The 25604-nt window shown below is 64.3% G+C and carries 15 protein-coding genes; 7 read left to right on the forward strand and 8 right to left on the reverse strand.

Going from position 1 to position 25604, the window contains the following annotated elements; genetic code table 11:
• The first annotated feature begins 38 nt into the window (after positions 1 to 38).
• A complete protein-coding gene (sucB, locus tag KF712_20050; GenBank protein MBX3743289.1) occupies positions 39 to 1535 on the forward strand; it encodes a dihydrolipoyllysine-residue succinyltransferase in 1497 nt (498 codons plus the stop codon).
• A gap of 584 nt (positions 1536 to 2119) precedes the next feature.
• Here the strand turns inward: sucB and KF712_20055 are convergent.
• The 5 genes from KF712_20055 to KF712_20075 form a co-directional block, all read right to left on the reverse strand.
• Entirely contained in the window at positions 2120 to 3049 is a 930-nt protein-coding gene (locus tag KF712_20055) for a sugar phosphate isomerase/epimerase (GenBank protein MBX3743290.1), read from the reverse strand.
• A 9-nt stretch (positions 3050 to 3058) separates the two neighbouring features.
• The gene (locus KF712_20060; GenBank protein ID MBX3743291.1) at positions 3059 to 8746 is read right to left on the reverse strand and encodes a hypothetical protein; all 5688 of its coding nucleotides are present in this window, start codon (positions 8744 to 8746) and stop codon (positions 3059 to 3061) included.
• Between the two features lie 212 nt (positions 8747 to 8958).
• On the reverse strand, positions 8959 to 9744 hold the full coding sequence (locus KF712_20065; GenBank protein ID MBX3743292.1) for a hypothetical protein: 786 nt from the start codon (positions 9742 to 9744) through the stop codon (positions 8959 to 8961).
• Between the two features lie 345 nt (positions 9745 to 10089).
• On the reverse strand, positions 10090 to 10431 hold the full coding sequence (locus KF712_20070; protein ID MBX3743293.1) for a hypothetical protein: 342 nt from the start codon (positions 10429 to 10431) through the stop codon (positions 10090 to 10092).
• 194 nt (positions 10432 to 10625) lie between these two features.
• Positions 10626 to 11759, reverse strand: a complete 1134-nt coding sequence (locus KF712_20075) for an acetylxylan esterase (GenBank protein MBX3743294.1) — start codon at positions 11757 to 11759, stop codon at positions 10626 to 10628.
• Between the two features lie 82 nt (positions 11760 to 11841).
• Between KF712_20075 and panC the strand changes: the two genes are divergently transcribed.
• Both panC and KF712_20085 read left to right on the forward strand, forming a co-directional pair.
• Positions 11842 to 12705 carry a pantoate--beta-alanine ligase gene (gene panC / locus KF712_20080; GenBank protein MBX3743295.1) on the forward strand — a complete coding sequence of 288 codons (864 nt, stop codon included), beginning with the start codon at positions 11842 to 11844 and terminating at the stop codon, positions 12703 to 12705.
• Between the two features lie 74 nt (positions 12706 to 12779).
• Positions 12780 to 13700 carry a hypothetical protein gene (locus KF712_20085; protein MBX3743296.1) on the forward strand — a complete coding sequence of 307 codons (921 nt, stop codon included), beginning with the start codon at positions 12780 to 12782 and terminating at the stop codon, positions 13698 to 13700.
• A 27-nt stretch (positions 13701 to 13727) separates the two neighbouring features.
• Here KF712_20085 and KF712_20090 read toward each other — a convergent pair whose 3' ends face one another.
• On the reverse strand, positions 13728 to 14291 hold the full coding sequence (locus tag KF712_20090) for a hypothetical protein (GenBank protein MBX3743297.1): 564 nt from the start codon (positions 14289 to 14291) through the stop codon (positions 13728 to 13730).
• 185 nt (positions 14292 to 14476) lie between these two features.
• Between KF712_20090 and KF712_20095 the strand changes: the two genes are divergently transcribed.
• The 4 genes from KF712_20095 to KF712_20110 all read left to right on the forward strand — a co-directional run bounded on the left by KF712_20095 (position 14477) and on the right by KF712_20110 (position 23592).
• Positions 14477 to 15049 carry an acyloxyacyl hydrolase gene (locus tag KF712_20095; protein ID MBX3743298.1) on the forward strand — a complete coding sequence of 191 codons (573 nt, stop codon included), beginning with the start codon at positions 14477 to 14479 and terminating at the stop codon, positions 15047 to 15049.
• Between the two features lie 85 nt (positions 15050 to 15134).
• Positions 15135 to 15902, forward strand: coding sequence for a methyltransferase domain-containing protein (locus KF712_20100; GenBank protein ID MBX3743299.1), 768 nt, complete (start codon positions 15135 to 15137; stop codon positions 15900 to 15902).
• A gap of 5 nt (positions 15903 to 15907) precedes the next feature.
• Positions 15908 to 17275 (forward strand): methyltransferase domain-containing protein, encoded by a 1368-nt coding sequence (locus KF712_20105; protein ID MBX3743300.1) that lies wholly within the window; start codon positions 15908 to 15910, stop codon positions 17273 to 17275.
• Between the two features lie 305 nt (positions 17276 to 17580).
• Positions 17581 to 23592: a hypothetical protein gene (locus KF712_20110; protein MBX3743301.1), complete on the forward strand. Its 6012-nt coding sequence runs from the start codon at positions 17581 to 17583 to the stop codon at positions 23590 to 23592.
• Positions 23593 to 23597: 5 nt separating this feature from the next.
• Here the strand turns inward: KF712_20110 and KF712_20115 are convergent, their stop codons facing one another.
• Positions 23598 to 24530, reverse strand: a complete 933-nt coding sequence (locus KF712_20115) for a LysR family transcriptional regulator (GenBank protein ID MBX3743302.1) — start codon at positions 24528 to 24530, stop codon at positions 23598 to 23600.
• A complete protein-coding gene (locus KF712_20120) occupies positions 24523 to 25419 on the reverse strand; it encodes a LysR family transcriptional regulator (GenBank protein ID MBX3743303.1) in 897 nt (298 codons plus the stop codon). The genes KF712_20115 and KF712_20120 overlap by 8 nt, the downstream gene beginning before the upstream one ends.
• Positions 25420 to 25604: the final 185 nt, after the last annotated feature.

A 25604-nucleotide genomic window follows, 5' to 3' on the forward strand; every position in this document is an offset into this window, starting at 1 on the left:
CCCCGTCCGAATCCATCCGTTTCCCACACGCTTCACTCATGTCCCTCGACGTCAAAGTCCCCGCCGCCGGCGAATCCATCACCTCCGCCAATGTCGCCCGCTGGCACAAGAAGAACGGCGACGCCGTCCAGAAAGGCGATGTCCTCGTCACGCTGGAAACCGACAAGGTTTCCAACGAACTGGAAGCGGACGCCGCGGGAACGCTGGCCATCCTGGTGAACGAGGGTGAGGAAGTCGCCATCGGCACCGTGATCGCCCGCATCGAGGAAGGTGCCGCCACTCCCGCCGCGAAGGATGCACCCGCACCGGCCGCCGCTCCCGCGGAAGCCGCCGCGAAGCCCGCCGCAGCCCCTTCTTCCGATGACACCAAGCCGGGCATCGGCTCCTCCAACGGCTTGGTCGTGGAGGTGAAAGTCCCCGCCGCCGGTGAGTCCATCACCTCCGCCAACGTCGCCGCTTGGCGGAAGAAGGACGGCGACATTGTCAACAAGGGCGAGATCCTCGTCACCCTGGAGACGGACAAGGTTTCCAACGAGCTGGAGGCGGAAGTCTCCGGCCGCCTGAAGGTGCTGGTCGCCGAAGGTGAGGAAGTTGCCATCGGCACCGTGATCGCCACCATCGATCCGAACGCCGCGGAAGACGCGGAGGCCGCCAAGCCCGCCGCCACTCCGGCACCGGCCAAGGAAGAGAAAAAGGAAGCTCCCGCCGCCGCTGCGGCACCAGCGCCAGCCGCAGCACCTGCTGCCGCCGCTCAGGACACCCCGCGCCTGAAGCCGGATCTGACCGTGCTTTCCTCCCCCGCCCAGCGTGAGTCCGCTCCTGCGGAATCCAGCGATGGCCGCACGACACGCAAGAAGATGTCCATGCTGCGCCGCAAGATCGCGACGCACCTCGTCAACGCCCAGCAGACCGCCGCCATCCTCACCACCTTCAACGAGGTGGATATGACCGCCGTCATGGACCTGCGGAAAGCGGTCCAGGATGACTTCGTGAAGAAGCACGGCGTGAAGCTCGGCTTCATGTCCTTCTTCATCAAGGCCGTCACCCAGGCGCTCAAGGACGTGCCCGCGCTCAACGGCCGTATCGAGGGCACTGACATCATCGAGAACCATTTCTACGACATCGGCGTCGCCATCGGTACCGACAAGGGCCTCGTCGTCCCGGTGTTGCGTGACGCGGACAAGAAAGGCTTCGCCCAGATCGAGAAGGACATCATCGGCTACGCCAACAAGGCGAAGGAAGGGAAGATCACCATCGAGGATCTCTCCGGCGGCGTCTTCACCATCTCGAACGGCGGCACCTACGGCTCCTTGCTCAGCACGCCGATCCTCAACCCGCCGCAGAGCGGCATCCTCGGCATGCACACCATCCAGCAGCGGCCCGTCGCGCTCAACGGCCAGGTCGTCATCCGCCCGATGATGTATCTCGCCATGAGCTACGACCACCGCCTGGTGGACGGCAAGGAGGCGGTCACCTTCCTCATCCGCATCAAGGACTGCTTGGAAAACCCGACGCGTCTCCTGCTGGAGATGTGAGGCTGAATGGCAGGGCTGCGGCGGCCTCGCCGTGCCGTGGTTTTCGGCGGCGGGATGGGTGACGTCCATGGTGGATGCCACGGTATCTCCGTAGCGTGATGGCTGCGCCATCACGGGTGGGTGGACGGCTGCGGCCTTCCGATCCCAATGCGCCACAGATGACATCTTTTCCATGCGGAACTCCGGAGAGTCTGTGCTTCTCCAACCGTAATGGCGCAGTCATCACGCTACCCCTTTGGGGGCGCTGTCATGACGGAGTGGTGGGCGTGTTCCTCCTGAATCATCTGCATCACCCACGCGATCGCGTAATGGGATCCTGGCCGGATTTGTGTCACCTTCCGTGCGTTCGAACGAAGTCCCCCCGCTTCCAAGAGCAAACTTCCCCCCGAAGCAACACGAACCCACCTGTGGCCGGTCCTCCCCCTGAAACCGCCCGCTGGTGGGTTTGCCATTTCAAGGGGGGATTGAAGGCGGAATCCGCCAATGCCGGTCGGGCCGCGACCGCCGTCGGCTGTGGGCTGGATGGTGGATGACGTCCGATGGTTGGACAAAGGCCCGCAGGATCGAACCCATCCATCCTCCGTCTAACACCTCTCCGGAAATCTCTCCTTCCAGACCTCCAGCATCTGGCGGATTTCCTCCGCCTTGCGGGTGGGGCTGAGTTCCCAGATCAGCGGGCAGCCGGTGGGGAAGAACTTCAGCAACGACTGGTAGTCCAGCGTGCCGCCGGCGAAGGGCGTGCGGTGGTCGCGGGCAGGCCACTCCACGTCATGGACGTGGCCGCCGATGGTGTGGGGCACCATTTTTTCCAGCCACTCATGGTGGTCCAGCAGGCCGAGGTTGTGCTTGAGCTGCACGTGGCCGAAGTCGTGCCAGTAGCCGACCCATTCGTTGTCCTTGAAATGTTCCTGGAGCTTCACCATCTCGCGCTCGTTCGGCATGTCTTCGAAGCGTGAGCGGGACTCGACGGCCAGCTTCACGCCGTATTCCTTCGCCTTTTCCGCGATCTGTTCCAGTGACTCGATGGCGCGGTTGAAATACAGCGGGGCGATTTTCTCGCGCTTCTTCACGAAGGCGATCTTGTCCTTCACGTAGGCCGGGGTGTTCTGCTCCCCGGCGGCGACCATGGCGGTGAGCGGCTTGGTCCATTTTTTCGGCAGCATGGGGACGGAACCCATGTGGAGGACCAGGTAGTGTGCCCTGAACTCCGCGGCGATCTCCAGCGTGCGGAAGGTCATGTCCATGGCCCGCTGGCGCTCGAACGGACGGTGGGAGGTGTATTCGTAGGCGTCCGGGGCGTCGATCATGACCTCCACGGGGGAGGGGAAGTAGTTGTGGACGCCGGAGCAGGTGAACAGGCCCTGTGCGTAGGCTTTCCGGATGCCGGGCAGCTTGGCGACGGTCATGCCATGGGAAAGCTCGATGTTGGTGAAGCCGAGATTGACGATCTCCCCGATCATGGTCTCGCCGTCGGAGTGGCGGCTGTTGTTCCAGCAGGAGGAGAAGGAAAGCATGGGAGGAACCTACTCGCCATCCGGCTTCGGTGCCAACTCCGGATGCTTCGCCAGCGTGAGGGCGAGCACCTTTTTCAGCACTTCCTTCGTCTCCACGAGGAGGTTGCTGCCTTCGATGACCTCCGCGTCATTCGCCGCAGGCGCGTGTTTCAGCAGCGCGCGGTACCACTCGATGGCGGGTTCCTTCCTCCCTGCCTGGAAGTTGCCGAGGATGAGATAGACGCAGGCGTCCGTGTTATATTGTTTGTCGGTGGAGGCTTCCTTCAGGTCGTCGGCGATCTTCTGGTAGGCGGCGAGCGATTCCTCGTGGCGCTCCAGGTGGGAGAGGATGGCCGCCTTGTCATGGATGGAAATGTCCGGCCAGTCGATGGAGGCGGCGAAAAGCTCCTTCGCGCGGGGGCGTTCACCCGTCCGCCACAGGTTGTAGCCCAGGCGGATCTGGTTGAGAGGGTCGCCCGGTTTCAGGGAGAGGATGTGTTCCAGGATTTTCCGTTCCTCCGGCAGGTCGCTGCCGTCCAGCAGGACGAGGGCGGCGTGGTTCAGGTAGTTCAGGTTGTCCGGCTCCAGTGCCAGTGCCTGCCGGATGTAGTCGAGCGCGTCCGCCTTTTCCTCCGCGGCCCGTGCCCACATGCTGAGGTAGTAGCAGACGGCGGCATCCCCGGGGGCGTTCCGTTTGCCGAACTCGACCAGGGTGACGATCTGTTCATAGAGGTCTTCGGCGTGGCGTTTCTTTTTCTCGTAATCCGTGTTTTCCGGCGTCAGCTCCTTCAGTTCCTTTTCCCGGCGGTTCAGGTTGAGCTGGTACCAGTAGGCGATCGACGCGCGGGAAAGCCCGACGGCGGGCATGGCGAAGGAAAGCTCGTCGATGGTGACGGCGGTGTCCTCCAGCATCCAACGTCCGCTGTCCGCGGAGATGGCGGGGGAGATGGTCCGCTTCGCCGGGGCTTTCAGGAACCATGAGTCCGGCGAGGCGGCGCGCACTTTGTTCCACTCCGCGTAGGGGTCCGTCGGCACGGCCATGCCGTCCTTGTCCACCTCCATGGCGATGGCCGCCTGCGTGAGTGTCTTGAAATCCACCTTCAGATCCGCGGGTGGGCGGATTTCGATGACGATGAGTTCCCGTTTCGCGGTGTCCTGCGGACTGGGGCGGACGATGAGCAGCTTGTCGCCGCCGCCGATGAAATGGAGCTGCTCCGCGATGACGGGGTATTCCAGCGGTTGGTTGATGATGCTGCCTTCCTTCCAGTCCCAGACCTTGATGGAGGAGTTCTGGTCCCTGACGGAAATGGTGGCCAGGCGGTCGGAGTCCGGACTGAACTTCACCATGGTGATGCTCCCCAGCGGGTCGTCCAGCACCCGCGGGGAGGACTGGCTGCCATCGATCGGCCACACCCTGACGGTCTGCTCCATCCCGCCGATGGCGACGTACTTTCCGTCCGGACTGGAGTCGATGGCGGAGATCACGCCCGGGTGGGGGAGCTTCCGCGGGGCGGCGGAGAGGTTCCGCAGGTCCCACACCAGCGCGTAGAATTCCGTGATGGTGCCGATGGAATTGCACCCGGCGAGCAACCAGCGGCCATCCTGGCTGATGGCCAGCGTGCCGATGCTGCACTCCGGCACCTCCAGCGGGAGGTAGCCGCTGTTGTCCGCGGCCCGCAGCTTCACGGTGAAGTAGGGGACGCCGTTCTTCTCCGCGGTGTGGTAGATGACGGTATCGTTCGTGCCGGGGACGAAGAAGATGTTCTGGAACGCGCCGGGGAGTTTCAGCGGTTCACCGATCTGTTTGCCCGTCTTCGCATCCACATAGCGGGTGAGGTCCTCATGGGTGGAGTAGAAGCGCGTGCCATCCGGGGAAAAGCCCCAGTAGGAGACGGGTTCCGGGGACTCCCACACGGGGAAGTCGGTGCCGTCCGGGTCCGCGATGCGGATGAAGTGCACCTTGTTGTCCCCGGATAGAACGGCGGCCTGTTCGCCGGTGGCGTCCAGCAGGCAGGCCAGTCCCTTCGGGTCCGGGTGGCGCAGCGGGCCATCCTCCTTCAGGTCAGTGAGATCCCAGCGGCGGATGCCGCCGTTGTGGCCTGTGATGAAGCGGCCGTCCGGAGCCAGTGCGGAGGAGCGGATGTCGTCCACCACCACCACCGGCAGGGAGAGCGCGGGTCCTACGGAGAGATCCCACACCCGGGAGCGGTCTCCGGTGGAGGTGAGCAGGTAGCGGCCGTCCCAGGAGAGGCTCAGGTCCTGGATGGTGCCGTCATGGCTGATGGGTTCGAAGGCGAGCTTCTTCGTCTTCGTGTCGAAGATGCGCACCGTGCCGTCCGGGGTGCTGCAGATGACCAGCCGCTCGTCCGGGGAAAGCCGCACGAACACCGGGTTCACCGGCAGGTCGAACGTGATGTCCTTCTCCGGGTCTGTCTGGTGGATCACCTTCACGGAATGCTGGTTGGTGGCCACCACCATGATGTCCCCGAAGGAACTGAGGCGGAATGCGGACTCCTGCGGCGGATAGCCCGTCCAGTGGAAGTCCCGTGAGTTCGGGATGGTTTCCAGCGTCCCGCTGTCCACGAAGATGATGTCCCCGCTGGCCATGGGCTGGCCGTCGGCGGACTTCTGCTGCCGCACGATGGCCGCCACCCCGGACTCCGCCGCCGTCTGGACGGTGGTGATGAGGTGGTCCGGGTCCACCCGGGTCGCGGTGATCTTCTTCTCCTCCAGGTCATAGCGGACGAAGTCCTCTCCGGAGGTGGAGAGCATGCCGCCGTCGTCCGTTTCGCGGAAGCTGAGGCGCTCGCCCTTCTGCTTCCACTGCGCGTAGGGCTTGGCGTCCTTCACGTTGAAGACATGGGCGGTGCCGTCCGGCGTGCAGTAGAGGAAATGGCGGCCGTCCCGCGTGCAGCTCAGCGTGACGAAGTTGTCCGGGATGCGTGTGGGCGGGGAGGCTTCCGCCTGCCCTTCTTCCGGCACCTCCCAGAAGCGGATGGTCATGTCCTTGCGGATGTTGAGCACCAGCGTGCCGTCCTCCATGATGACGGAGGCGAAGGAGTCCGGCTCCTGCGTCCATTTCCCCGGCACCACTTTCTTGCTGCCAAGGTCGAACACCTCCGGCAGTCCCGCGCCGTTCTGGTAGAGGATGCGCTGGACGGGGCCGCGCGCGGCGCCGGAAATCCACTGTCGTTCCCCGGCGGGGCCGGTGGCGGACAGGATGGGGATGGCCTTCGGCAGGCCGTAGAGGTGGTAGGAATAGAGCCGGTCGATGACACCCCGGTGCCGAGGGTCGATGGCCAGCGCGTGGGCCAGGCTGGCCAGGCCGTCCCGTGTCTTGCCGACGCGCAGGTTCTCGTTCCCCAGCAGATAGGCCGTGCGCACCTGGCTCTCCAGGGCGGTGGCGGTGGCTCCCTCGGCGATCCGCCGCTGGTCCTGCGCGATTTCCTTTTGCTTCACCGCCGCGATGCGCTCGCGGTCCGCGGCCTTTTTCTGGACGAAGGCGTAGGCGCCCCCGGCCACGGCCAGCGCGCTGAGTACGAGGGCTCCCGTAGCAATGAGGCGCGCGCGGCGCAGGCGGGTCTGCTCCCGGTGGCGGGCCTTTGCCGAGGAACGCGTGACGTAGTCGATCTCGCGCGCGTCCAGGGAGGCCGCGTGTTTCGCCAGGATGCCCTCCGCCTCCGCCAGCGGCGGGCCGGACGGGATGAGGTAGTGGTCGGACGACTGGTGCTCCAGCCACTCGGAAAGGCGGGCGGCCATCCGCGAGCGGGCGCGGAGGAAGTCGAGATTGTCCCGTACCCAGTCCACCACGCGGGGCCAATGGCGGAGCAGCGCCTCGTGGGCGACGGAAACCGTCCGTTCGCCCTCCGGAGGCTGGTCCACGGTGAGCAGGCGCGCGGCCACCAGGGCGTCCACCAGTTGCGGCGCGCCGGGGGAAGCGGTGAGCGCGTCGAACCCCGCGCGGCGGCGCACCGGCTGGCTGCCGTCTGACAACGTGACAAGCTGCCGCCATACCTGGTCGAAGGCGGCTTTCGCGTCCGCGGGCAGGGCGGTGAAGACGGACTCCGCACGGCGGCCGATGGCACCTTCCAGCCCGCCGAGGTCATGGTAGGCGGCGAGCGTCAGCAGGCCCTCCGGCGTGCGCCGTTCATAGAGCTGCTCCAGAGTGTAGCTGAGCAGCGGTAGGGCGGCGGGGTCCTTGATGGCGGCATCCCGCAGGAGTTCATCAAGGTTCTCTCCGGTACCGCGGTTTTCCTCGAAGACCAGGCCCGCGGCGGCGGCGGGCTGGCGGATCATCTGGCCGATGTCTCCGGCGGTGGGGGCGGGCAGCGGATAGGTGCCGCGGTCGCGCATCAGCTCGACCAGCTTCGGGTGCTTGAGGCATTCCGGGTAAAAGTCGCTGCGCAGCGTGCCCAGCACGAACACCCGGCCGCTGGAGGCGAGCGCGGCCAGCTTCTCGATGAACGACGCCACCGTGTCCTCCGCCATGCCGCTGGTGAAAAGTTCCTCGAGCTGGTCCGCCAGCACGGCCAGCCGCACGGCGGGTGGTGTGAGATCGGCCAGCTTTTGCCGCAGCGCCTTCGCGTCCTCCTCGCGTGCTTCCTGCTCAAAGCGGCGGATGTTTTCCTCCAGCCGGTGTTCCTCCTCCGTGCGGGCGAGCGCGGCGGCCTGGGAGAACGCCTGGCGCAAAAGGATTTCCGCGCCGTTGCCGGGCGAGCGCAGCATCGTGGCGATCTCCGCGGAGGTGGTGCCGGCGGAGGCCAGTTCCGGAAGTGCCTCCGGTGCCAGCAGCGCGGCGGCGAATGCGGCGAAGGGATCGCCCGCGCCATCACCCGGCTTGAAGATCGCACGGCGCCAGACCTGTGCGCCCTCCACCACGCCCGGCTGCACCAGCATGGGCAGCACACCCGCGCGGGCGAGCGAGGATTTCCCGCTGCCGCTGGACCCCAGGATGAGGACGAAATGCTTTCCCTGTCCGCCGTTCGCCTGTGCTTCCAGCTCCTGCATCTGGAACGCCTCCACCACCTCGCCGACCTGCGCGGTGCGGCCGAAGAAGACGGGGGCGTCCTTGAAATCGAACGCGGACAGGCCGAGGTAGGGCTGCCCCTGGTAGCTCGCCTTCGGGGACTTCTGCGCGTTGATGAGCGGGAAGCGTCCCTCCAGGAACGAGCGCAGGGCGAGGCTCAGCTTTTCCTCGAACTCGCCGAGGGTGCTGTAGACATTGATGGCGCTGGTGAAGTACTTCTCCTCCTGGAAGTACTTCTCGAAGAAATGGTCCAGCCGGTCGATCTCCCGGTCCACCTGCTCGCGCGCCTCCTTCGGGCGGCTCGGGCGGCGGGGTTCCGTCGCGTTGCGGAAGACGAAGATGTCCGGCGTGCCGCGCACGTTGTGCGCCTGCATGGCGGTGAAAAACTCATACTCCGTCCCGCTTTCGAAAAAGCCGCCGCCCGGCCGTGGGTGGCGGTTCGGGTGGAGCGGCGTCCCCAGCCGGGACCACAGCATGCAGACGACGATGTCGAAGCCGTCCATCTCCGGGATGTTCTCCTGGTAGTCCTTTGTGGCCACCATCACCTCATGCTCCCAGAAATACGGCTCGATGGCCATACGGTCGCCCACCTCACCCTGCAGCCGGTCCACGATGCGCTTCGCCGTCTCCCGCTCCATTTTCACGTCTCCCGGGGAACTGAAGAAGATGCGGACTTGAGTGGGAGAACTCATGTGTTTGTAGAAGGGGAAACGATGGAGGGTGCCCGGAACTTGGGGAAAATTTTCCGCAAATCCGTGCCTCAGGATGCCTCCCCGCGGAGGCGGGTGTCAATTCGGGAGGCTGGGGGGAAGGCACCGTTGGGTCCGGGATTTCGACCGCAGATGGGAGTGGATGAGCGCGGATGAATTCCCGGGGACGGGAAAAAAATCCGGACTCCAGGCGGCTACTCGGGGATATAACCGAAAAGATCCTGTCCGAATAGCCCTATGAATGACGTTTTCGACGCTACCACATCATTGGTGAGTGGATCGCGATATTCAACCCTCGCTCTACGCTGAGAGGGTTTCTGCTCTGCTGGCTGTAGCGGACTGGCTGGAAAATTGCTTTCGCGATCTGCGATGGAAATGATGATTTCATTGGCCCCGAGTCTTCCCGCCATGCCATCCACAGGCATACTTTTTGCCAGTTCCCATGCACGTTGCTCACCGACGATGGAACCAAGGGAATCGAGAAACTCCCCGAACTGTCTTTCGCCTTCTTCCTTGAAGGGCTTGATCCGGTAAGTTCTGATGTTTTCGTCATCGCCGGAGATTTTGATCTTCGACATGTTGTTTGATAGGACGGCCCGCATCCTGGTCGTTAGGTCATCATAAGAAATCTGAATCCTGGCAGCCTCTTCAGTGGTCAAGGAGGCAGCTTCAATGGCTCCATGTGTCAGTCTGCCGTCAGTCCCTATCAGTCTGTAAGGCGGGCGACGTTTTACGATGCGGCGATATTTTGCGATCACATCGACGGCAGACAGATCACTGGGTCGATGGGCGAAGTCCGTCCGGTCCTCGTTTTCTTTCCGGCTCCGGAATTCAGTGCCGCTGACGTCTGTTCGTTTTCTTTCCGGGGTGAAGGAGTGTTCACGGGACGCTTGTGAATGGCTGTCTTTGTTGCTGATGGATAAAACAAAGACGATCACGGCGATGATGAGCGCGGCTATTCCCAGTGATAGAAATTTCATGTTGGTTGGCGCGGTTCTACCGTCTCTCAGGATGCCTCCCGGCGGAGGCAGATGTCAATTCGGGAGGCGCTGGGAGCGAAGCGACCATCAGATGAATGGCAGAGCCGCGACGTGGCTGTGAGGCCGGGGAAGCTGGACAAGCGGAGCGCTCCACCCGCATTTCAGCTTCGGCGGCCCGGGCCGACCCTGCCGGAAGATGCCGGTCTGGAGACCGGCGCTCCCAGCGGCACGAAAAAAGCCGCCCGTTTCGGGGCGGCTTCTGAAAAATTCCGTAGCGGTCACCTCACTCGCTTCGCTGACGGCCCTCTATGGTTTTTGCGGAGGGCCGTCAGCGGAGCGGTTATGTCAGATGCGGAATTGCCATTGGGCGTTCGTCTCGGCCTCACGCCATGCGGGGCGGCGGGCGATCGGATCCTGGAGCGTGCGGACGGCTTTGCGTCCACCGGTCGAAACGTGGCTTTCGGTTTCGAGTTCGATCACATCCAGGCCCATGTAGTAGGTGTCGTTGAGGGTCACGACGGACTCTTCTCCGAAGACCTGTGCGAGGTGTCCGGTGAGAAGCGCGGCTTCCTTCTTTCCAAGGAAAAGGAAGGCGGGCGTCTCATCGTGGTCGCACTTGGAACGGATCAGGGCGGAGATTGCCTCGGTATCCCAGGTATCGCCGAGGGCAAGCTCGGACGGGACCATGGATGGGTCGGGCAATCGGGGGCTAATACTTCGTAGGTTCATATGTCTTGTCGTTCGGGTGTTCGAGCATCAGATGCTCACGCTTTCTTAAGCATTCATCATGCCAGCGCAGGGCTGGCAGGTGATGCGGCGGAAAGTGCCACACGCTCTGGGTCTTGCAACCCGGTGGCAGTGACAAGACTGTTACGGCAAGCCTAACGAAGTCCTTTCAGGTCGGCGAAATCCATGAAGTTCTGCCAGTCCACGAGCTTCAGGTCGTGGTTCCCCTCACGCACGTGATAGCCGACCTGTCCGGTGTGCAGCGGCTTGCCAAGGGCGGGAAATTCGGAGGTGCCGGTGGTCTGCATGCCGTAGAGCGCATAGACCGGCGCGGCCTCCACGCAGGAGCGGAACTCCGACTTCGGGTCCGCCCAGGTGTCTTCGATGGCGCTGGCGACATAGGCGGGGCGCGGGGCGATGAGCGCGACGAGCTGGTGCTGGTCCACGGGCAGTTCATCTTCCTTGCCGCCGAATTTCTTGTAGTTCGTGTTGAACCAGTGGGGGAACAGTTCGTTGATCTTTTTCACGGACTCGCCCACCTTGCCGCGGGAGATGGCGGCTCCGGTGCAGCCGGAATTGTTGGAGATGACGAGCGCGAAGCGCGGGTCCTCCGCGCCGGCCCAGAGGGCGGTCTTGCCGCCGCGGGAGTGGCCGACGACGGCCACCTTCTTCGCGTCGATGCGCGGCTCGCCTTCGATGCAGTCGAGCACGCGGGACGCACCCCACGCCCATGCGGCGACGCAGGCCCACGCGTCATCGGCGGGTTTTTCCGGATCATACTGGAAGCGCACGCCGCGCTCGTAGCCGTCCTTCTTGTCCACATCCACATCGCCATAGTGGAAGCCGACGGCGGCGTAGCCGCGTGCGACGATCTCACGCACGGGGAAGAACCCGTTGGGATTGTCAGGGTCCAGCAGGTCCGGCTTGCGGTTGTTGATGAGGAGGAAGGCGGCGGTCGGCTTTTCCGCCTTGTTCGGCAGCACCACCACGGGGCGGATCTTCCGCTCGCCCTTCGGTGTGTTGAAGGAAATCTCGATGAACTTCACGGTGGCGGCTCCATCGAGCGCGTCCGGCACTTCCTTCGTCACCACGGCCTTGAAGCCCTCCGGCTTTCCGACGGGCGTGACGCCGTAGATGTTCTCGCGGAACTTTTGCAGCGTCTCCGCGCGCAGGGACTGCTCCCATTGTTCCTTGGTGGTGATCTTCGTGCCATCCGCTTGCTTGAGCGGGTCCGGCAGCTCCGCGTGGCACGCTGCGGAAAGTAGCAGGGAAATGAGAAGAGGGCGCATGATCCGCCGACGTTAGATGTTGGGTGTGGGAGGTCCACCAGAAAGAAGTGGACCGGGAGTGGGGCGGTCCTAGATTCGCGGCATGGAAGTCATCGCGACGAAGGCGGAGGTCAGGCGCACGCTGCGCGCGGCGGGAAAGCCGGTGGTGCTGGTGCCCACCATGGGCGCGCTGCATGAGGGCCACCTCTCGCTGGTCCGCCGGGCGCGTGAGATCGCGGGTCCGCAGGGCACGGTTGCGGTTTCCATTTTCGTCAACCCCATCCAGTTCGACCGCGCGTCCGATCTGGAGGCATACCCCCGTCCGATGGAGAGCGACCTGGCGGCCTGCCGCGCGGAGGGTGTGGATGTGGTCTTCGCCCCCGGCGCGGGGGAGATGTATGAAGCGGACCGCTCCGTGACGGTGACGGAGGGCGTGCTTTCAAAGGACCTCTGCGGCGCGGCCCGGCCCGGCCACTTTGACGGCGTGTGCACGGTGGTGCTGAAGCTTTTCCTCATCACGGGATGTGAGGCGGCGGTGTTTGGTGAAAAGGATTTCCAGCAGCTCGCGGTGATCCGCCGGATGGTGCGGGACCTGGATGTGCCGGTGGAAATCATCGCCCATGAGACGGTGCGCGAGCAGGACGGGCTGGCGATGTCATCGCGCAATGTACGGCTCACGCCGGAACAACGGGCGGCCGCGCCGCGCATCCGCTTTGCCCTGGCGGCGGCGCGGAACTCGCACAGCCGGGACGCGGGGGAAATCATCGCCATCGCGCGGAAGGAAATCATGGCCTCCCACCCGACGCACATCGACTACCTGGAACTGGTGGATGAGGAGAGCCTGCATCCGGTGGAGACGGTGGAACGTCCCGCCACCCTGGCCGCGGCGGTGTTTTTCGGAGAGGTCAGGTTGATCGATCACATCAGGATCGAGCCGCATGAACCCGGCGGCGTGTTGTCCATGTGACCGGTGGGACGGTCGCCCTGTGCCCGCGCTCCTCATCCATTGACATCATCCGCCCGTTCGGATGATGTCATGGAATGATCAGGACCCGTGAACGCTTGGCATGGTTGGTGGTTGTCGTCGCCGTGGTGGTGTGGGGAAGCCTCCGTGGCGGAGAGAATGATGCGCCGGATGGGAAAGACACCCGGAGTGGGCGCAAACCAAATCCCGCCGCCTCTGCCGGGCGTGACCGTGGCGGTGATGGCGGCCTGCGCGGGGAGCGTCCGCCACGCGATGAGGACGGCCTGCGGAACTATGCGAACCACGCCCTTTCCGCCCCCTCACGGACGGAGCGGTTCAAGCGCGTGATGATCATGGTGGATGAGGTCACACCGGAAAACTGGAAGACCATCTGGACGGAATACATCCGGCAATCGCTCGCGGAGGGGCGCTTCCATGAGGCGGAGTGGGGGCTTTTCATGAACCGGGTGGGAGAGGTGGGCGGGCCGGATGCCATGGAATATTTCACCCACAACGGTCAGAATGAATACACCTTCAACCGCCGCGAGATCCTCGCCGGATGGGCGGCGCAGGATCCACAGGGAGCATGGCGGTGGCTCCAGTCACAGCCGGAGGACAAGCGTCCGCCGGAGTTCTGGCAGTCCGTGCTGAACGGAGCGGCGGCAAAGGACCCGAAGATCGCGCTCGGCTGGCTGACGGAGGCTCCGCCGGAGGTCGCGGTGCGCGTGGCCCCGGCCATCGTGGGGAGCCAGATCCAGGCGGACGGGATGGCGGGCACCATCGCTTCGCTGGAGGAAATGGTGGCGTCCACCCCGCAGGGACAGCCGCCTGCGCCCTATCTGGCCGCGTTCTACAAGGAACTCGCCAACCGGGTGCGGCGCATGAAATGGCTGGCTGAAGCCTATCCGGATGTTCCCGGCGCCACGTTGGATCTCAGCAAGCTGGAAGCGGTTTTCGGCAACAGTGACGCGCAGCCGGCTTCCTCATTGCCGCGTTGAAGGATGGTCTCCCTCCATCGCTGAAGGTCACCCCTTCCGGGCGATCTCCGCCATCAGCGCGTCGATTTTTTTCTGATCCTTCTCCAGGTCCACCTGCAGTGTGGAGATGCGCACCTTGATGAACTTCCCGTCCTTGATGCGGATGTAGGTGTCCGACACCCGCACTCCGGGATTCCTGGACTCATCCTCCACCACGTGTTCAAAGGTGTGGCGGCACCACAGGAATGGCACGCCGGCATGGGTTTTCCGGCCATTCTCCAGTTCCTTCACGTCCTTGTATTTGCCCAGCTCCTGCATCTTTTCCAGCACGTGCGGCACCGCCTCGATCTCCGCGGCAGCCTCCGGTGAGGCGATGCCGTCCTTCAGTCCCTTCATCCGCTTGTCATACACGAAGATATCCGCCTGCAGCAGGCGGTCCCCTTCATAGCGGTAGCTTCTGCCCAGCCCGCGCGTCTGCTCCTCCGTCTCGAAGTCCCTCATGTCGATGAACTCCATTTCGCCGACCTTCTTCGGCAGGAATGCGGGTTCTTCGGCGGCGATGGACATCATCGGGAAGCAGGCGAGGAACAGCAGGAGGGCACGGGTTTTCATGAGACGGGAATGAGATACGGGATGGAGGTCTGCTGCAAGCGTAGCGAAGCTCGTGAGAGCTTCGGCGGTGCGTCGTTCCTCCCGGCAAGCAAGCTCCGCTCCCCAGCGGACTTCCTTTACGCCTGTGGTCAGCCCCTCCATCCATCCTTGCGTTGGCCGCGCGGGGTGGCGAGGATAGGGCATCCATGAAAGCTCTCCTCTTCCTCTCCGCTCCGCTGTTGCTGGCCACCACCGCCGCCGCCCACCCGGCGGATGAATGGGAGTTCGTGGTGGAGAGCGGCTATCTCTGGAACGTGGGGGACAACACCTCGATTGACTACGAGATCATCCCCACGCAGCTCACCTTCCGCAGCCCCACCATGTGGACCTGGTTTTCCGGAAATGACGGCTCCCGGCTGGTGGTGCGGAACCGCTTCGCCGCCATCTTCGAGACCATCACCGTCGGGCCGGAGGACTACTACATCGGCCTCTCCGCCGCGCCTTCCATCGAGTATTGGTTCCCTTCGGAAACGACCTCCATCTTCTTCTCCATCGGCGGCGGCGTGGGCCTGACCAACAGCACGGACGTCTTCGACGGCCAGGGCCAGGATTTCACGTTCAACTGGTTCAGCCAGCTCGGCGTGCGCCAGCAGATCACCAAGGACCTGTCGCTGCTGGGCGGCGCGTATTTCGTCCACCACTCCAACGGCGGGCAGACCAGCCCGAACCCGGGCATCGATGCACTGGGCTTCACCATCGGCCTGGGGATGCGGTTCTGATCCGTGGTGGGGACGCGACCGGCGGGCGCGCCGTCGCTGTCGGCTTGAAGGCACGTCATGTCCGGTGGCTGTGAATTTCCTTCCCATGGGTGAGGGTAGCGGCATCATCCGGAAAATGCGGCGCGCGGCCACGGTCAGGACATCCCACCAGGAACTCGAGATCTGGAAATCCGACGTGGCCACGGAGTTCCGCGTGGCCGGGGCCATCCACGCGTCGCATCACCGGCATCGGTTCATGACGGGCCTGGCCTGGGACATCATCGCGGCGTCCGCCCTGCTGCGGCCCGGCGGTCCGCCGAAGTCGCTGCTGATGCTGGGGCTGGCGGGCGGCACATCCCTGCGCGCGCTGCGCCACCTGCTGCCGGACTGCGAGTTCACCGCCGTGGACATCGACGGTGAGATCGTCGAACTGGCACGGGAACACATGGACCTGGACGCCACCGGTGTCCGTGTGCACGTGGCGGATGCCTACCCGTGGCTGGCGGCCAACCGCAGGCGGTTCGACGTGGTTTTCGATGACATCTACCTGGCGGGGAAGACGGATGTCTTCCGCCCGCGGCAGTGGGATCCGGCGCTGATGGGGCATCTCAAGCGCGCGGTGGCCCCCGGTGGGTTGCTGGCGGTGAATCTGGTCACGGGAAAGGGCCACCGGACGATGCAGTCGCTCACGCGCAGGGCGCTGAAAGCGGAATACCCCGCCGTGCGCTCACTGGTGACGCCGGAGAGCATGAACGAGGTGCTGGTGGCGGGTGAAGCGGTGGCCCCGGCGTCCGTGCTGGAGGCCTGCACCGGCCGGTTCCCCAACTGGCGGGACCGCATGTGCTGGGGGAGGATCAAACTACGATACATCTAGTGGATATGGGCAACGAAGCGGTCGGAGAACTCTACCAGTCGCGCGGTTATCCGCCGATGAGCCATCCCTCGACGGATCCGGCGGCCACCTCCGTCGCCGCATGGTTCGCGGGGTTGCGTCCGCCGGACCTGTCCACCGCGCGCATCCTGGAGATCGGCTGCGCGTCGGGGCACAACCTGCTGCCGCTGGCGGCACGCTGGCCGGGTGCCGTCTGCACCGGGGCGGACATTTCGGAGGAAGCCATCGCCCAGGCGCGGAGGAGGGCGGCGGAAGCGGGCATCCGGAACGCGACCTTCATCGCGGCGGATCTGCGGGAGCTGGATCTGGCCGGGCAGGAGTTCGACTTCATCATCGCGCACGGCGTCTTTTCCTGGGTGGCGGATGATGCGAAAAAAGCGCTGCTGGAATTCTGCGCCCGGCATCTCAGCCCGTCGGGGACGGCGACCATCAGCTTCAACCTGTGGGCCGGGTGGGAGAAACGCCTGCCGGTGGTCGCCGCTGCGCGCCGCGTTATGGAGGAGCAAGGGGTGGATGTGGTGAAGGCGCTGGCCATCCTCCGCGAGGTGATGGCGGAACATGCGGACATCATCGCCATCATCGACGACATGCTGGCCAAGGGTGGGGACATCCTGACCTTCGACGACTTCGCGCCGATGAACGACCCGTGGCCACTCGACGGCTTCGCCGCCGCCGCCGTGTCCTGCGGCCTGCGCTGGCTGGGCGATTCCAATCCCGCGGAAAACATCCCGTCATCCCTGGATGACGCCGCCCGGGAAACGCTGGCCCCGCTGGTGGGTGACCCGCTGCGCATGCAGATGACGGCGGATGCCATGGCGGAGCGCACGTTCCGCTCCGGCTTGCTGTGCCGGGCGGATGCTCCGGTTTCCTCCCGGATGACCACGGGCATGGTGATGGAGCTGGCCGTGCGCCCGCCGGAGGTGGGGCCGTCCGGCATTGCGCCATTGCTTTCGGATTTCCTGGATGTGCTGGATTCCTTCCGGCCGGACAGCGTGCCGGTCGCGGAGGTGCTGGAGAAGATGGGCGTGAAAGACTTTCCCGCCGCCGCGAAGACGGTCTTCCAGGCCATCACCCGCGGGCATCTGCGCGCGCGGACAGAGCCGGTGAGGATCGCCCGGGAAATGGAGCGTCCGCGGCTCGATCCGTTCCGCCTGCTCTGCGCGCGGGAGCGCATCCCGCTCGTGGACGCATGGCACGCGCCCTGCCTCTTCACGGAAAAGATCTGGCCGCTGCTCGCGGAAATCGACGGCACGAAGACGGAGGCGGAGCTGGCCGCGGTCGCGCGGCGGCTTTGCCCGGATCTCGCGTTTCCGGTGTGGTTGAGACATCTGGAGGACCGCGGGATGTTCCGGTAAGGAGCCTTGCTTCCACGCTCGAACAGTTCGTCCGCGATGAGATCGGGCAGGGTGCTTGTGCCTCGGCGGATGAAGCCATTGCCGCCGGTCTGGCGATGATGTACCCGGGGAAGACGGGGAATGGATGGACGCCGCGTGGAACGACGGAACAAGGGGGCTTTTCCCCTGAATCGGTTTCCAAATGCCGCCGGGTCGCAAGGCTGTGCCTCGATTGAGGAAAATTCTTCCAAGACTTCCGGATTTCGCGTGTCTTATTGGTTGCGATGAAGGCGTTTGGTTTTGCGGTTTTCGCGGTTTTTGCATTGGTGGTCCAGAGTGCGTTCGGTCAGGAACCGGCTGCTCTCCGGCAGGAATATGCGCAACTCATCGAGCGGGGGCTGTGGCGGGACGCCGTGACGTTCTACAAGGAGAAGCTTTCGCCGGTATCGGACGCACGGTCCGGGGAGGATCTGACCAAGGCGGTGACGGCCTTGGGACGGCTGAACGAGTGGGCGGAGTTCGATGGATTGGTGGAAACCGCGGTCGCCGGACATCAGGGGAACATGAGGCTGCTGCAGGCGGCGGCGGATGCCTATCGGAACGCCCCTCAGGCAGGGCGGATCATCGGGGGGAATTTCGAGCGCGGCTGGGCAGGTGCCGGCGGGATCGTGCTGAGAACGGAAAACCGCGACCGCGTGAGACGGTTGCAACTGCTGCTGGAGTCGTTGAAGCACCCCGGGGATGAGGCCGTGGTGGCGGAGGGGTGGGCGACGCTCGCCGCGGAGCTGAAGTCGGATGAGGCATGGAAATTCCAGCTTCTCACCCCTCTTGAAAAACTCCCCGAGTGGGAGGAGCGGGGACCGGAGGGAGCCACGGAGGGCGCGCCATGGAATGGGGATGCGCCGGTCCTCTATGCCGTCCCTGCTTCCTGGGAAGCCGCCGCGAACGATGGGGAACGGTGGAGGTTCGCGCTTTCCAAATGGGCCGCCCTGGGGCCTGAGGCCGCGGCGAAAGCGACGATGGAGCTGGCCCGGTTCTCCCAATCGCAGTTCGGCGTGGACACCCTCAACGGGTTCGGCTGGTGGCGGGACCGTGATCCTGAGAGCGAGAAGGGCATCCTCTCCGTGGAGACGCTGGCGGATGACGAGGTGCTGGCGAAGACGTCCGATGGTGTCCGCCGCTTCAAGCTGCCGCCTGACTGGCATTTCATCGCCCTCTATCGTTCCGTGCTGGATGCGCCCGGAAGCGGGGCGGACGCCGGCTTCGCGCTGGCCCAGGCCTACCTGAACCGCCGCCAGTTCGTAAAGGCGGAGGAGGCGCTGGAAGCCCTGATTGCCCGCCACGGTCCCGGCACGGAGGATTTCCGGAAGAAGCTGCTCGACCAGATCACCGGCAACTGGGGTCGTTTCGGCATCGCGGAGACCGTGGAGAAGGGTGTCCACCCGCGGATCCCGCTGGTGTTCCGGAATGCGGTGTCGGTCAAGCTGACCGCCGCACCGGTGGACATGGATGCGGTGCTGGGAGACACCATTTCCTATCTGAAGGGGAACCCGCTTGAGCTGCAGTGGGAGCTTCTCAACCCATCCGCGATCGCCTCCAGGATCATCCGGGAGGAACAGTCGAAATATGTGGGTGCTCCGGAGAAGGAATGGACGGTGCCGCTCACGCCCGCGGAGGGTCATCGCAACACCCGGGGAGAGGTGGAGGTGCCGGTGGGCAAGGCCGGGGCGTGGTGGATCAGCGCGGAAATGGAGAACGGCAACCGCTTCCACACCTTGGTGTGGGTGGTGGATCATGTGCTGGTTCACCGGGATGTGGCGGGCAGCAAGCAGTGGTGGACGGCGGACGCCGCGGACGGAGCGCCGCTGGAGGGGGCGGAGATCGGGTTCTTCGGCTACCGCACGGTGAACCGCGAGCGGAAAACGCCGCAGGAGCGGAGGATGGACGTCCAGACAAAGTCGTTCACCCGCACGACGGACGCGGATGGGAAGACCCTCCTGAAACCCGGCGACATGGAACCGGGCTACGAATGGATGGCGATTTCCCGCAAAGCCGGGCGCGCCACCACCTTCTTCGGCTTCCAGCCTTTCATGGTCGAGGAACCCTCGTTCGATAACGGCAACCGCGATATCAGCTACGGCATCACCGACAGACCCCTCTACAAGCCGGGGGACAAGCTGCACGTGAAGTTCTTCCTCAGGAATGTCGGTTACTTCGAGCCGGACGAGGCGAAGTACGCGAACCGCACCGGCACCCTCTCCCTCTTCAATGGCAGGGGTGAGGAAGCCCTGAAGATACCTGGCCTGCGGACGGACGAACTGGGTGCCCTGGAAGCGGAGGTCGTCATCCCGAAGGACGCTCCGCTGGGGGGCTGGCAGGCGGTTTTCTCCATTCCGGAGATGATGTCCGGATCGGTGGCGTTCCGGGTGGAGGAGTTCCGGAAGCCGGAGTTCGAAGTCACGGTGGAGGCCCCTTCCGTGCCCGTGAAGCTGGGCGGAAAGTTTTCAGCGAAAGTGAAGGCCGCCTACTTCCATGGTGCGCCGGTGAGGGAGGCGGAGGTCGAGGTGATCGTGAAGCGTTCCGCCCTTTCGGAAAGGTGGTTCCCCGCAGGCCGGTGGGACTGGCTCTATGGGCGTGGTGCCTGGTGGCCCGGGACGGATGCCGCGTGGCACCCGGGCTGGGGGGGATGGTCCTGCCAGCCGCCACCCTCACCATGGATGGTGAACCGCAGGTGGACACCGGATGAGCTGGTCCTGCGGCGGACCATGAAGATCGGCGCGGATGGGACGGTGGACGTGGAAGTCGACACCGCGCAGGTTCTTGAAACCCACGGCGACATGGACGCGCGCTATTCCATCGAGGCCCGGGTGGTCGATGCCTCCCGCCGTGAGGAACACGGGTCCGGCAGCGTCATCGCGGCCCGCAAGCCGTTCGAGGTGGTGACATGGGCGGATCGTGGCTTCACGGCTCCCGGGGAGACGGTGGAGGCGAATGTTTCCGCTGCAACGCTGGCCGGGGTGCCGGTGGCGGGGGCACGGGGGACGCTGAAACTTTTCCGCCTGTCCCTGGATGCGGACGGCAAGGTGGTGGAAACCGAGGCTTCCTCGTGGCCGGTGGAGACGGATGCGGCCGGGCGGATTTCGCAGAGATTCCCCGCCCCGGAAGCCGGGCAATACCGCCTTGCCGCGGAGCTTTCCCTCGCAGGTGGAGGCAGCGCGGGTGCGACCATCCTGAACGTCCACGGCCAAGGCCGTGCGGAAGCGAAGGACTGGAGGTTCGGCCCGCTGGAACTGGTTACGGACAAGCTGGAATACGCCGCCGGCGACAAGCTGCGCCTGCGCGTGAACAGTGACAAGGTGGATGCCAATGTGTGGCTTTTCCTCCACGTGGGTGGATCCAGCGGACGGGAGGCGAGGCGCATCCGGCTGGATGGCAAGAGCCTGGAGGTGGAGGTGGCGCTGGACCGGCGGGACATGCCGAACATGTTCGTCGAGGGCGTGACCGTCCACGGTGCCAGGATCCACAGTGTCGCCCGGGAAGTGCTCCTCCCCCCCGCAGGCAAGATGATCGATGTCACGGTGGAACCCGCCGCGGCGAAGCTGGAGCCGGGGGGAAAGACCGCGCTCAGGATCACGCTGAAGGATGCGGAGGGCCATCCGGTCGTCGGCAAGGCGGTGCTGGCTGTGTACGACAAAGCTCTGGAAGCGGTCGCCGGGGGGCCGAACAGCCCGCCCATCCAGGAGTATTTCTGGAAGTGGAGGAATAACTACTATGGAACGCGTAGTTCCTGCTCCGTTCCCTTCGCAGCGGGGAACCTGGTCAGGCAGAAGCAGCCGGAGATGGAGATGCTGGCCCGGGACAACGAGGGGGGAGGTACCGTCTTCTTCGGCATGGAATCCGCGGGCGGGTCCATGCGCATGAAGGAAGGTTCCGTTCCCGCTCCCGCGATGGCGGCGGCGGATGGTCTGGACGCGGAGGGAAATGCGGGCGGCGGTGCGGTGCCAGCCGTCGCGGTGCGGAAGGACTTCGCGGATCTGCTGAAATGGTCCGGTGAGATCACCACGGACGCGGCTGGAGCAGCGGAGGTGCCGCTGGAGTTTCCGGACAACCTGACAACCTGGAAAGCCCGGGTGTGGGTGCTGGGCAGCGGCACCCGCGTGGGGGAGGGCGGAACGGAGATCATCACCTCGAAGGATCTGCTCGTCCGCCTGCAGGCTCCGCGTTTCCTGGTGGAGCGGGATGAAGCGGTCCTTTCCGCCGTGGTGCACAACGAACATGCCGTGGCGAAGGAAGTGAAGGTCTCTCTGGAACTGGAGGGAACGGCCGTGACACCGGTGGATGGAAAGCCATCGACGGTGAAAATCCCGCCGAAGGGGGAGGCCAGGGTGGACTGGAAGGTGAAGGCCGGTGCGGAAGGTGTCGCGAAGGTCAGGATGCGGGCGGAAACCCAGGGGGACGGGGACGCCGTGGAGCGTGACCTCCCGGTGCGTGTGCATGGCATGGTCAGGCAGGATGCCTGGAGCCGCGTTCTGGAACCGGGTGTTCCTTCGCTTGAAATTCCTGTGGAAGTCCCGGACAAGATGCGCGCGGAACAGACCAGGCTGACCGTCCGGTTCTCCCCCACGGTGGCCGGAGCGGTCGTGGACGCCATCCCCTACCTTGCGGAGTATCCCCATGGCTGCACGGAACAGACGCTGAACCGTTTCATCCCGGCGGTGATCGCACAGCGGTTGTTGCAGGACATGAATTTCAATCTCACGGAGATCCGGACCAAACGCACGAACCTCAATCCACAGGAACTCGGTGACGCGGCGGAACGCGCCCGGCAATGGAAGCAGTGGCAGGGAAATCCTGTTTTCGATGAAGCCAGACTCAAGGAAATGGTGGCATCCGGCACGGAGAAGCTGGCCTCGATGCAGAATGGCGACGGGGGGTGGGGCTGGTTCTCCGGACACGGTGAGCGATCCTACCCGCACACCACCGCGGTGGTGGTGCATGGCCTTCTGACAGGAAAGGCGGCCGGAGCGTCCATCAATGATGGCATGCTCGCTTCGGGGGTTGCCTGGCTGTCCGCCTACGAGGACGAGCAGCTCCAGGCCCTCAGGAGATTCGCCGGGCGGGAGGAAAAGACGAAAGCGGGTGCCGAAGTGAAGCCGTCCGGATTGCCGGAGAAGGCGAAAGCGGATGCGGTCGATGCCTTTGTCCGTGAGATCCTCGGACGGGCGGGTGATGAGAACGCCGAAATGCTGGCCCTCCTTTACCGGGATCGGGTGGACCTTCCGGTCTATGGACAGGCGCTGCTGGGGCTGGAACTCCACCGGCTGAACAACACCGTATGGCGGGATGAGATCCTGACGATGATCTCGCAGTTCCTCCGGCGGGACCAGGAGAACCAGACCGTCCATCTGGATCTCGGGAACTCCGGCTACTGGTGGTACTGGTACGGCAGCACCGTGGAGGCGCATGCATGGTACCTGAAACTCCTGACCGCCGTGAAACCGGCGGACCCGGACACACGTGGACTGGTGAAGTATCTGGTGAACAACCGGAAGAACAGCCACTGGTGGGAATCCACCCGCGACACGGCCTACGCCATCGAGGCGATCGCCGGATACATGAAAGCGAGCGGCGAGGATGCGCCGGAAATGGAGGTGGAGGTGACACTGGACGGGAAGCCCCTCGGGAAAGTGGCGGTCAACCGGGACAACCTTTTCTCCTTCGACGGAACATTCACCCTGTCCGGCAAGGACGTCCCCCCCGGCAAACATCTGGTCGGCATCCGGCGCACCGGTGGCGGCACCGTCTATGCGAACGCCTACCTGGAGGTGTTCAGCCTGGAAGACCGCCTGCGAGAGGCCGGACTGGAAGTGAAGGTCACCCGGAAGATTTCAAGGATCACGGAAACCGGGAAGAAAAGCGGCACCGTCGGCCGGTCCGGGCAGCCGGTATCCCAGCAGGAGGAACGCCTGCAACGGAAGCCGCTGGAGGATGGGGCCACGCTCGCTTCCGGCGACCGCATCGAGGTGGAGCTGATCCTTGAGAGCAAGAACGACTACGAATATCTGGTGTTCTCGGACGCGAAGGCGGCGGGTTTTGAAGCGGTGGATGCCCTCAGCGGTTATGTCCGGGAGCCGGGGCTGGCGGCCTACATGGAACCGCGCGACCAGACGGTGGATTTCTTCATCCGCTCCCTCCCGCGCGGCACCCATTCCCTCCGCTACCAGTTGCGGGCGGAAACTCCGGGCACCTACAAGGCGCTCCCCGCGACCGCGGAGGCCATGTATGCGCCGGAGCTGCGCGGGAACTCCGGCGACTTCCGTCTCAGGATCCGGGAGTGATCCATTCAGATCCCGCCGGTTCCGGACAGCGGAAACTTCGCCACCAGGCTCCGCACGGTGGCGAGGATGGCGGGGTTCTTCTCATTGGCCCTCCAGCGGATGCCGAACCTGAATGCCTTCGGAAGCAGGAAACCGAAGGCTGGATGGGTGGCCAGCCCCAGAGGCCCGAGCCGCAGCCTGGATGCTGCCTCTCCGGGAAAGATCAGCACGCCGAGCCCCAGGCGGCAGGCTTCGACCGCTTCATGTTCGGAGCCGAACTCCATCATCTCCATGATATGGATGCCGTAGGTCGTCTCACACCATTTGGAAAGGAAGTGGCGGAAGCCCGCGGCGAGGGACTCCGTGGGGAGGATGGCGCTCGCGGAGAAGGTGTCCGGGAAGCTGAACCCATCCGTGTCGAAGGCGTAGTAGTCCGGATTCCACGCCACTGTCAGGCCCGCTTCGGCGGCCACCGTGGATACCCGGATCTCCGGACAGTCACCGGCCCTCAGGAATGAGCCGGTGATCACGATGTCCGTCTCGAAGTTTTTCAGAGCGTTCACCCAGTCCGCCTTTGCCTCCAGGTCCATCCATATCTCCATCACGGACGGATCAGCCGTCGGGTTGCGCGCCCTCTTCAGTTCCTGGGAAAGATAGCTTCCATCCGCCCAGATCTTCACCTCATGGGATTGGAAGCGGTTCCAGTAGTCGGCCCGCCTCAGAAGATCGATGTATTCCTGGTTGAGGCGTTCGAGGTGGGGCAGGATGGATCTGGCTTGCTCCGTCATGGAGGCCCCTTCCGGAGAGCGGTGGAACAGCAGGAAACCCATCACTTGCTCCAGCTTTGAAATATGCGCGCTCACCGCCGGTTGGGTGATTCCCAGCTCCTTTGCCGCCGCGGAGAAGCTCCCTGACTGCGTCAGGGCGAGGAATACCTGGATCTCCCGGATTTCAGGCATGATCGTGGTGGGGAGGGGGGATTTTGATGCTGTTGACCAATGCGGGGAGGAATTCGTAGGGATGCTGCCGGAGGTGGCGCAGATGGACGCTGGTGGATGCGGAGGGGGGTGGGGCCGCCGTTGTTGTCCAGTGGGAACCCGAAACGGGGATTTCGGGAGCGAAGATCAGTGTTCCGGCGGGACACTCTTCCGGGTGGTCCAGCCAATGCAGGAACCGTGCCTCATCCAGGGGCCGGTATCCGGTGATTTCGCCCGCCATCGGTTCCGCCCGCATTTCTTCTGATGAGACGATCCATGGACGGCCTGATGTGGCATCAGGCGTCTCTCCTTTTCTCTCCAGCATCCGGAACGGCAGGTGTCCCAGAAGATGGGAGACGAAGCGTGGGCTGGTGATCGGCACACAGCCGATGTGGAGATCACACGTGCCCCCGGTCAGGGCCTTGGTCGCTTCATCCGCTGGAACGGGAACGTAGGAAACACGGATCTTCCCGGAGATCTGGAAATCACGGAAGAGGCTGCGGAAAATGCTGGAGCGGAAAACCGTGGGCGACCCTCCGATCCGGACGGGCCGTCCGTTGGTGCGGATGCCCTCCACCTCCTTGGCCAGTGATTCCCGGGCGGCATTCAGCGACCGCAGGTCGTTGAAGAGGCGGTCCGCGAACGGACTCGGCACCAGCACCCCACGGCGCGGTTCCGTGAAAAGCGGATTGCGGAGCGCTTGTTCCAGGCGGTCCATCATCCGGAGAACTCCTTTCCGGTCCAGGTTCAGATCGTGGGCTGCCGCAGTGTAGTCCCTGGCGATGTAGACCTGCTGGAAAGCCGCCAGGTGGCGCAGTTCGGGAAGAACCGGGCCACCGGCTCTATCGGTGGGCGGGGGGTGGTCATCCATGAAGGGCTTCTCCGCGTTGAATTTTTGACTCAGTTTTATGGGAGGGCAAAAACGACTGATTCATCCGCTTTTTGGCAAGGGGGATGCGGAATAGCATTGAGGGGGTGATTATTTCACATATGTGAAATAATTGGGTAATAGCGTTGAGGGATCTGTTTATGGGGGTATCAGGAAATGGGCGGGAT

It is taken from the genome of Akkermansiaceae bacterium, assembly GCA_019634595.1.
Classification (GTDB): domain Bacteria; phylum Verrucomicrobiota; class Verrucomicrobiia; order Verrucomicrobiales; family Akkermansiaceae; genus Luteolibacter.

What these genes read in the sequence shown, in the direction of transcription:
- KF712_20100 (MBX3743299.1), top strand. Translation starts at nt 15,135, where the DNA reads ATGGGTGAGGGTAGCGGCATCATCCGGAAAATGCGGCGCGCGGCCACG.
- KF712_20105 (MBX3743300.1), top strand. Translation starts at nt 15,908, where the DNA reads ATGGGCAACGAAGCGGTCGGAGAACTCTACCAGTCGCGCGGTTATCCG.
- KF712_20120 (MBX3743303.1), bottom strand. Translation starts at nt 25,419, where the DNA reads ATGGATGACCACCCCCCGCCCACCGATAGAGCCGGTGGCCCGGTTCTT.
- KF712_20095 (MBX3743298.1), top strand. Translation starts at nt 14,477, where the DNA reads ATGAAAGCTCTCCTCTTCCTCTCCGCTCCGCTGTTGCTGGCCACCACC.
- KF712_20055 (MBX3743290.1), bottom strand. Translation starts at nt 3,049, where the DNA reads ATGCTTTCCTTCTCCTCCTGCTGGAACAACAGCCGCCACTCCGACGGC.
- KF712_20085 (MBX3743296.1), top strand. Translation starts at nt 12,780, where the DNA reads ATGATCAGGACCCGTGAACGCTTGGCATGGTTGGTGGTTGTCGTCGCC.
- KF712_20060 (MBX3743291.1), bottom strand. Translation starts at nt 8,746, where the DNA reads ATGAGTTCTCCCACTCAAGTCCGCATCTTCTTCAGTTCCCCGGGAGAC.
- panC (MBX3743295.1), top strand. Translation starts at nt 11,842, where the DNA reads ATGGAAGTCATCGCGACGAAGGCGGAGGTCAGGCGCACGCTGCGCGCG.
- KF712_20075 (MBX3743294.1), bottom strand. Translation starts at nt 11,759, where the DNA reads ATGCGCCCTCTTCTCATTTCCCTGCTACTTTCCGCAGCGTGCCACGCG.
- KF712_20090 (MBX3743297.1), bottom strand. Translation starts at nt 14,291, where the DNA reads ATGAAAACCCGTGCCCTCCTGCTGTTCCTCGCCTGCTTCCCGATGATG.
- KF712_20070 (MBX3743293.1), bottom strand. Translation starts at nt 10,431, where the DNA reads ATGGTCCCGTCCGAGCTTGCCCTCGGCGATACCTGGGATACCGAGGCA.
- KF712_20065 (MBX3743292.1), bottom strand. Translation starts at nt 9,744, where the DNA reads ATGAAATTTCTATCACTGGGAATAGCCGCGCTCATCATCGCCGTGATC.
- sucB (MBX3743289.1), top strand. Translation starts at nt 39, where the DNA reads ATGTCCCTCGACGTCAAAGTCCCCGCCGCCGGCGAATCCATCACCTCC.
- KF712_20115 (MBX3743302.1), bottom strand. Translation starts at nt 24,530, where the DNA reads ATGCCTGAAATCCGGGAGATCCAGGTATTCCTCGCCCTGACGCAGTCA.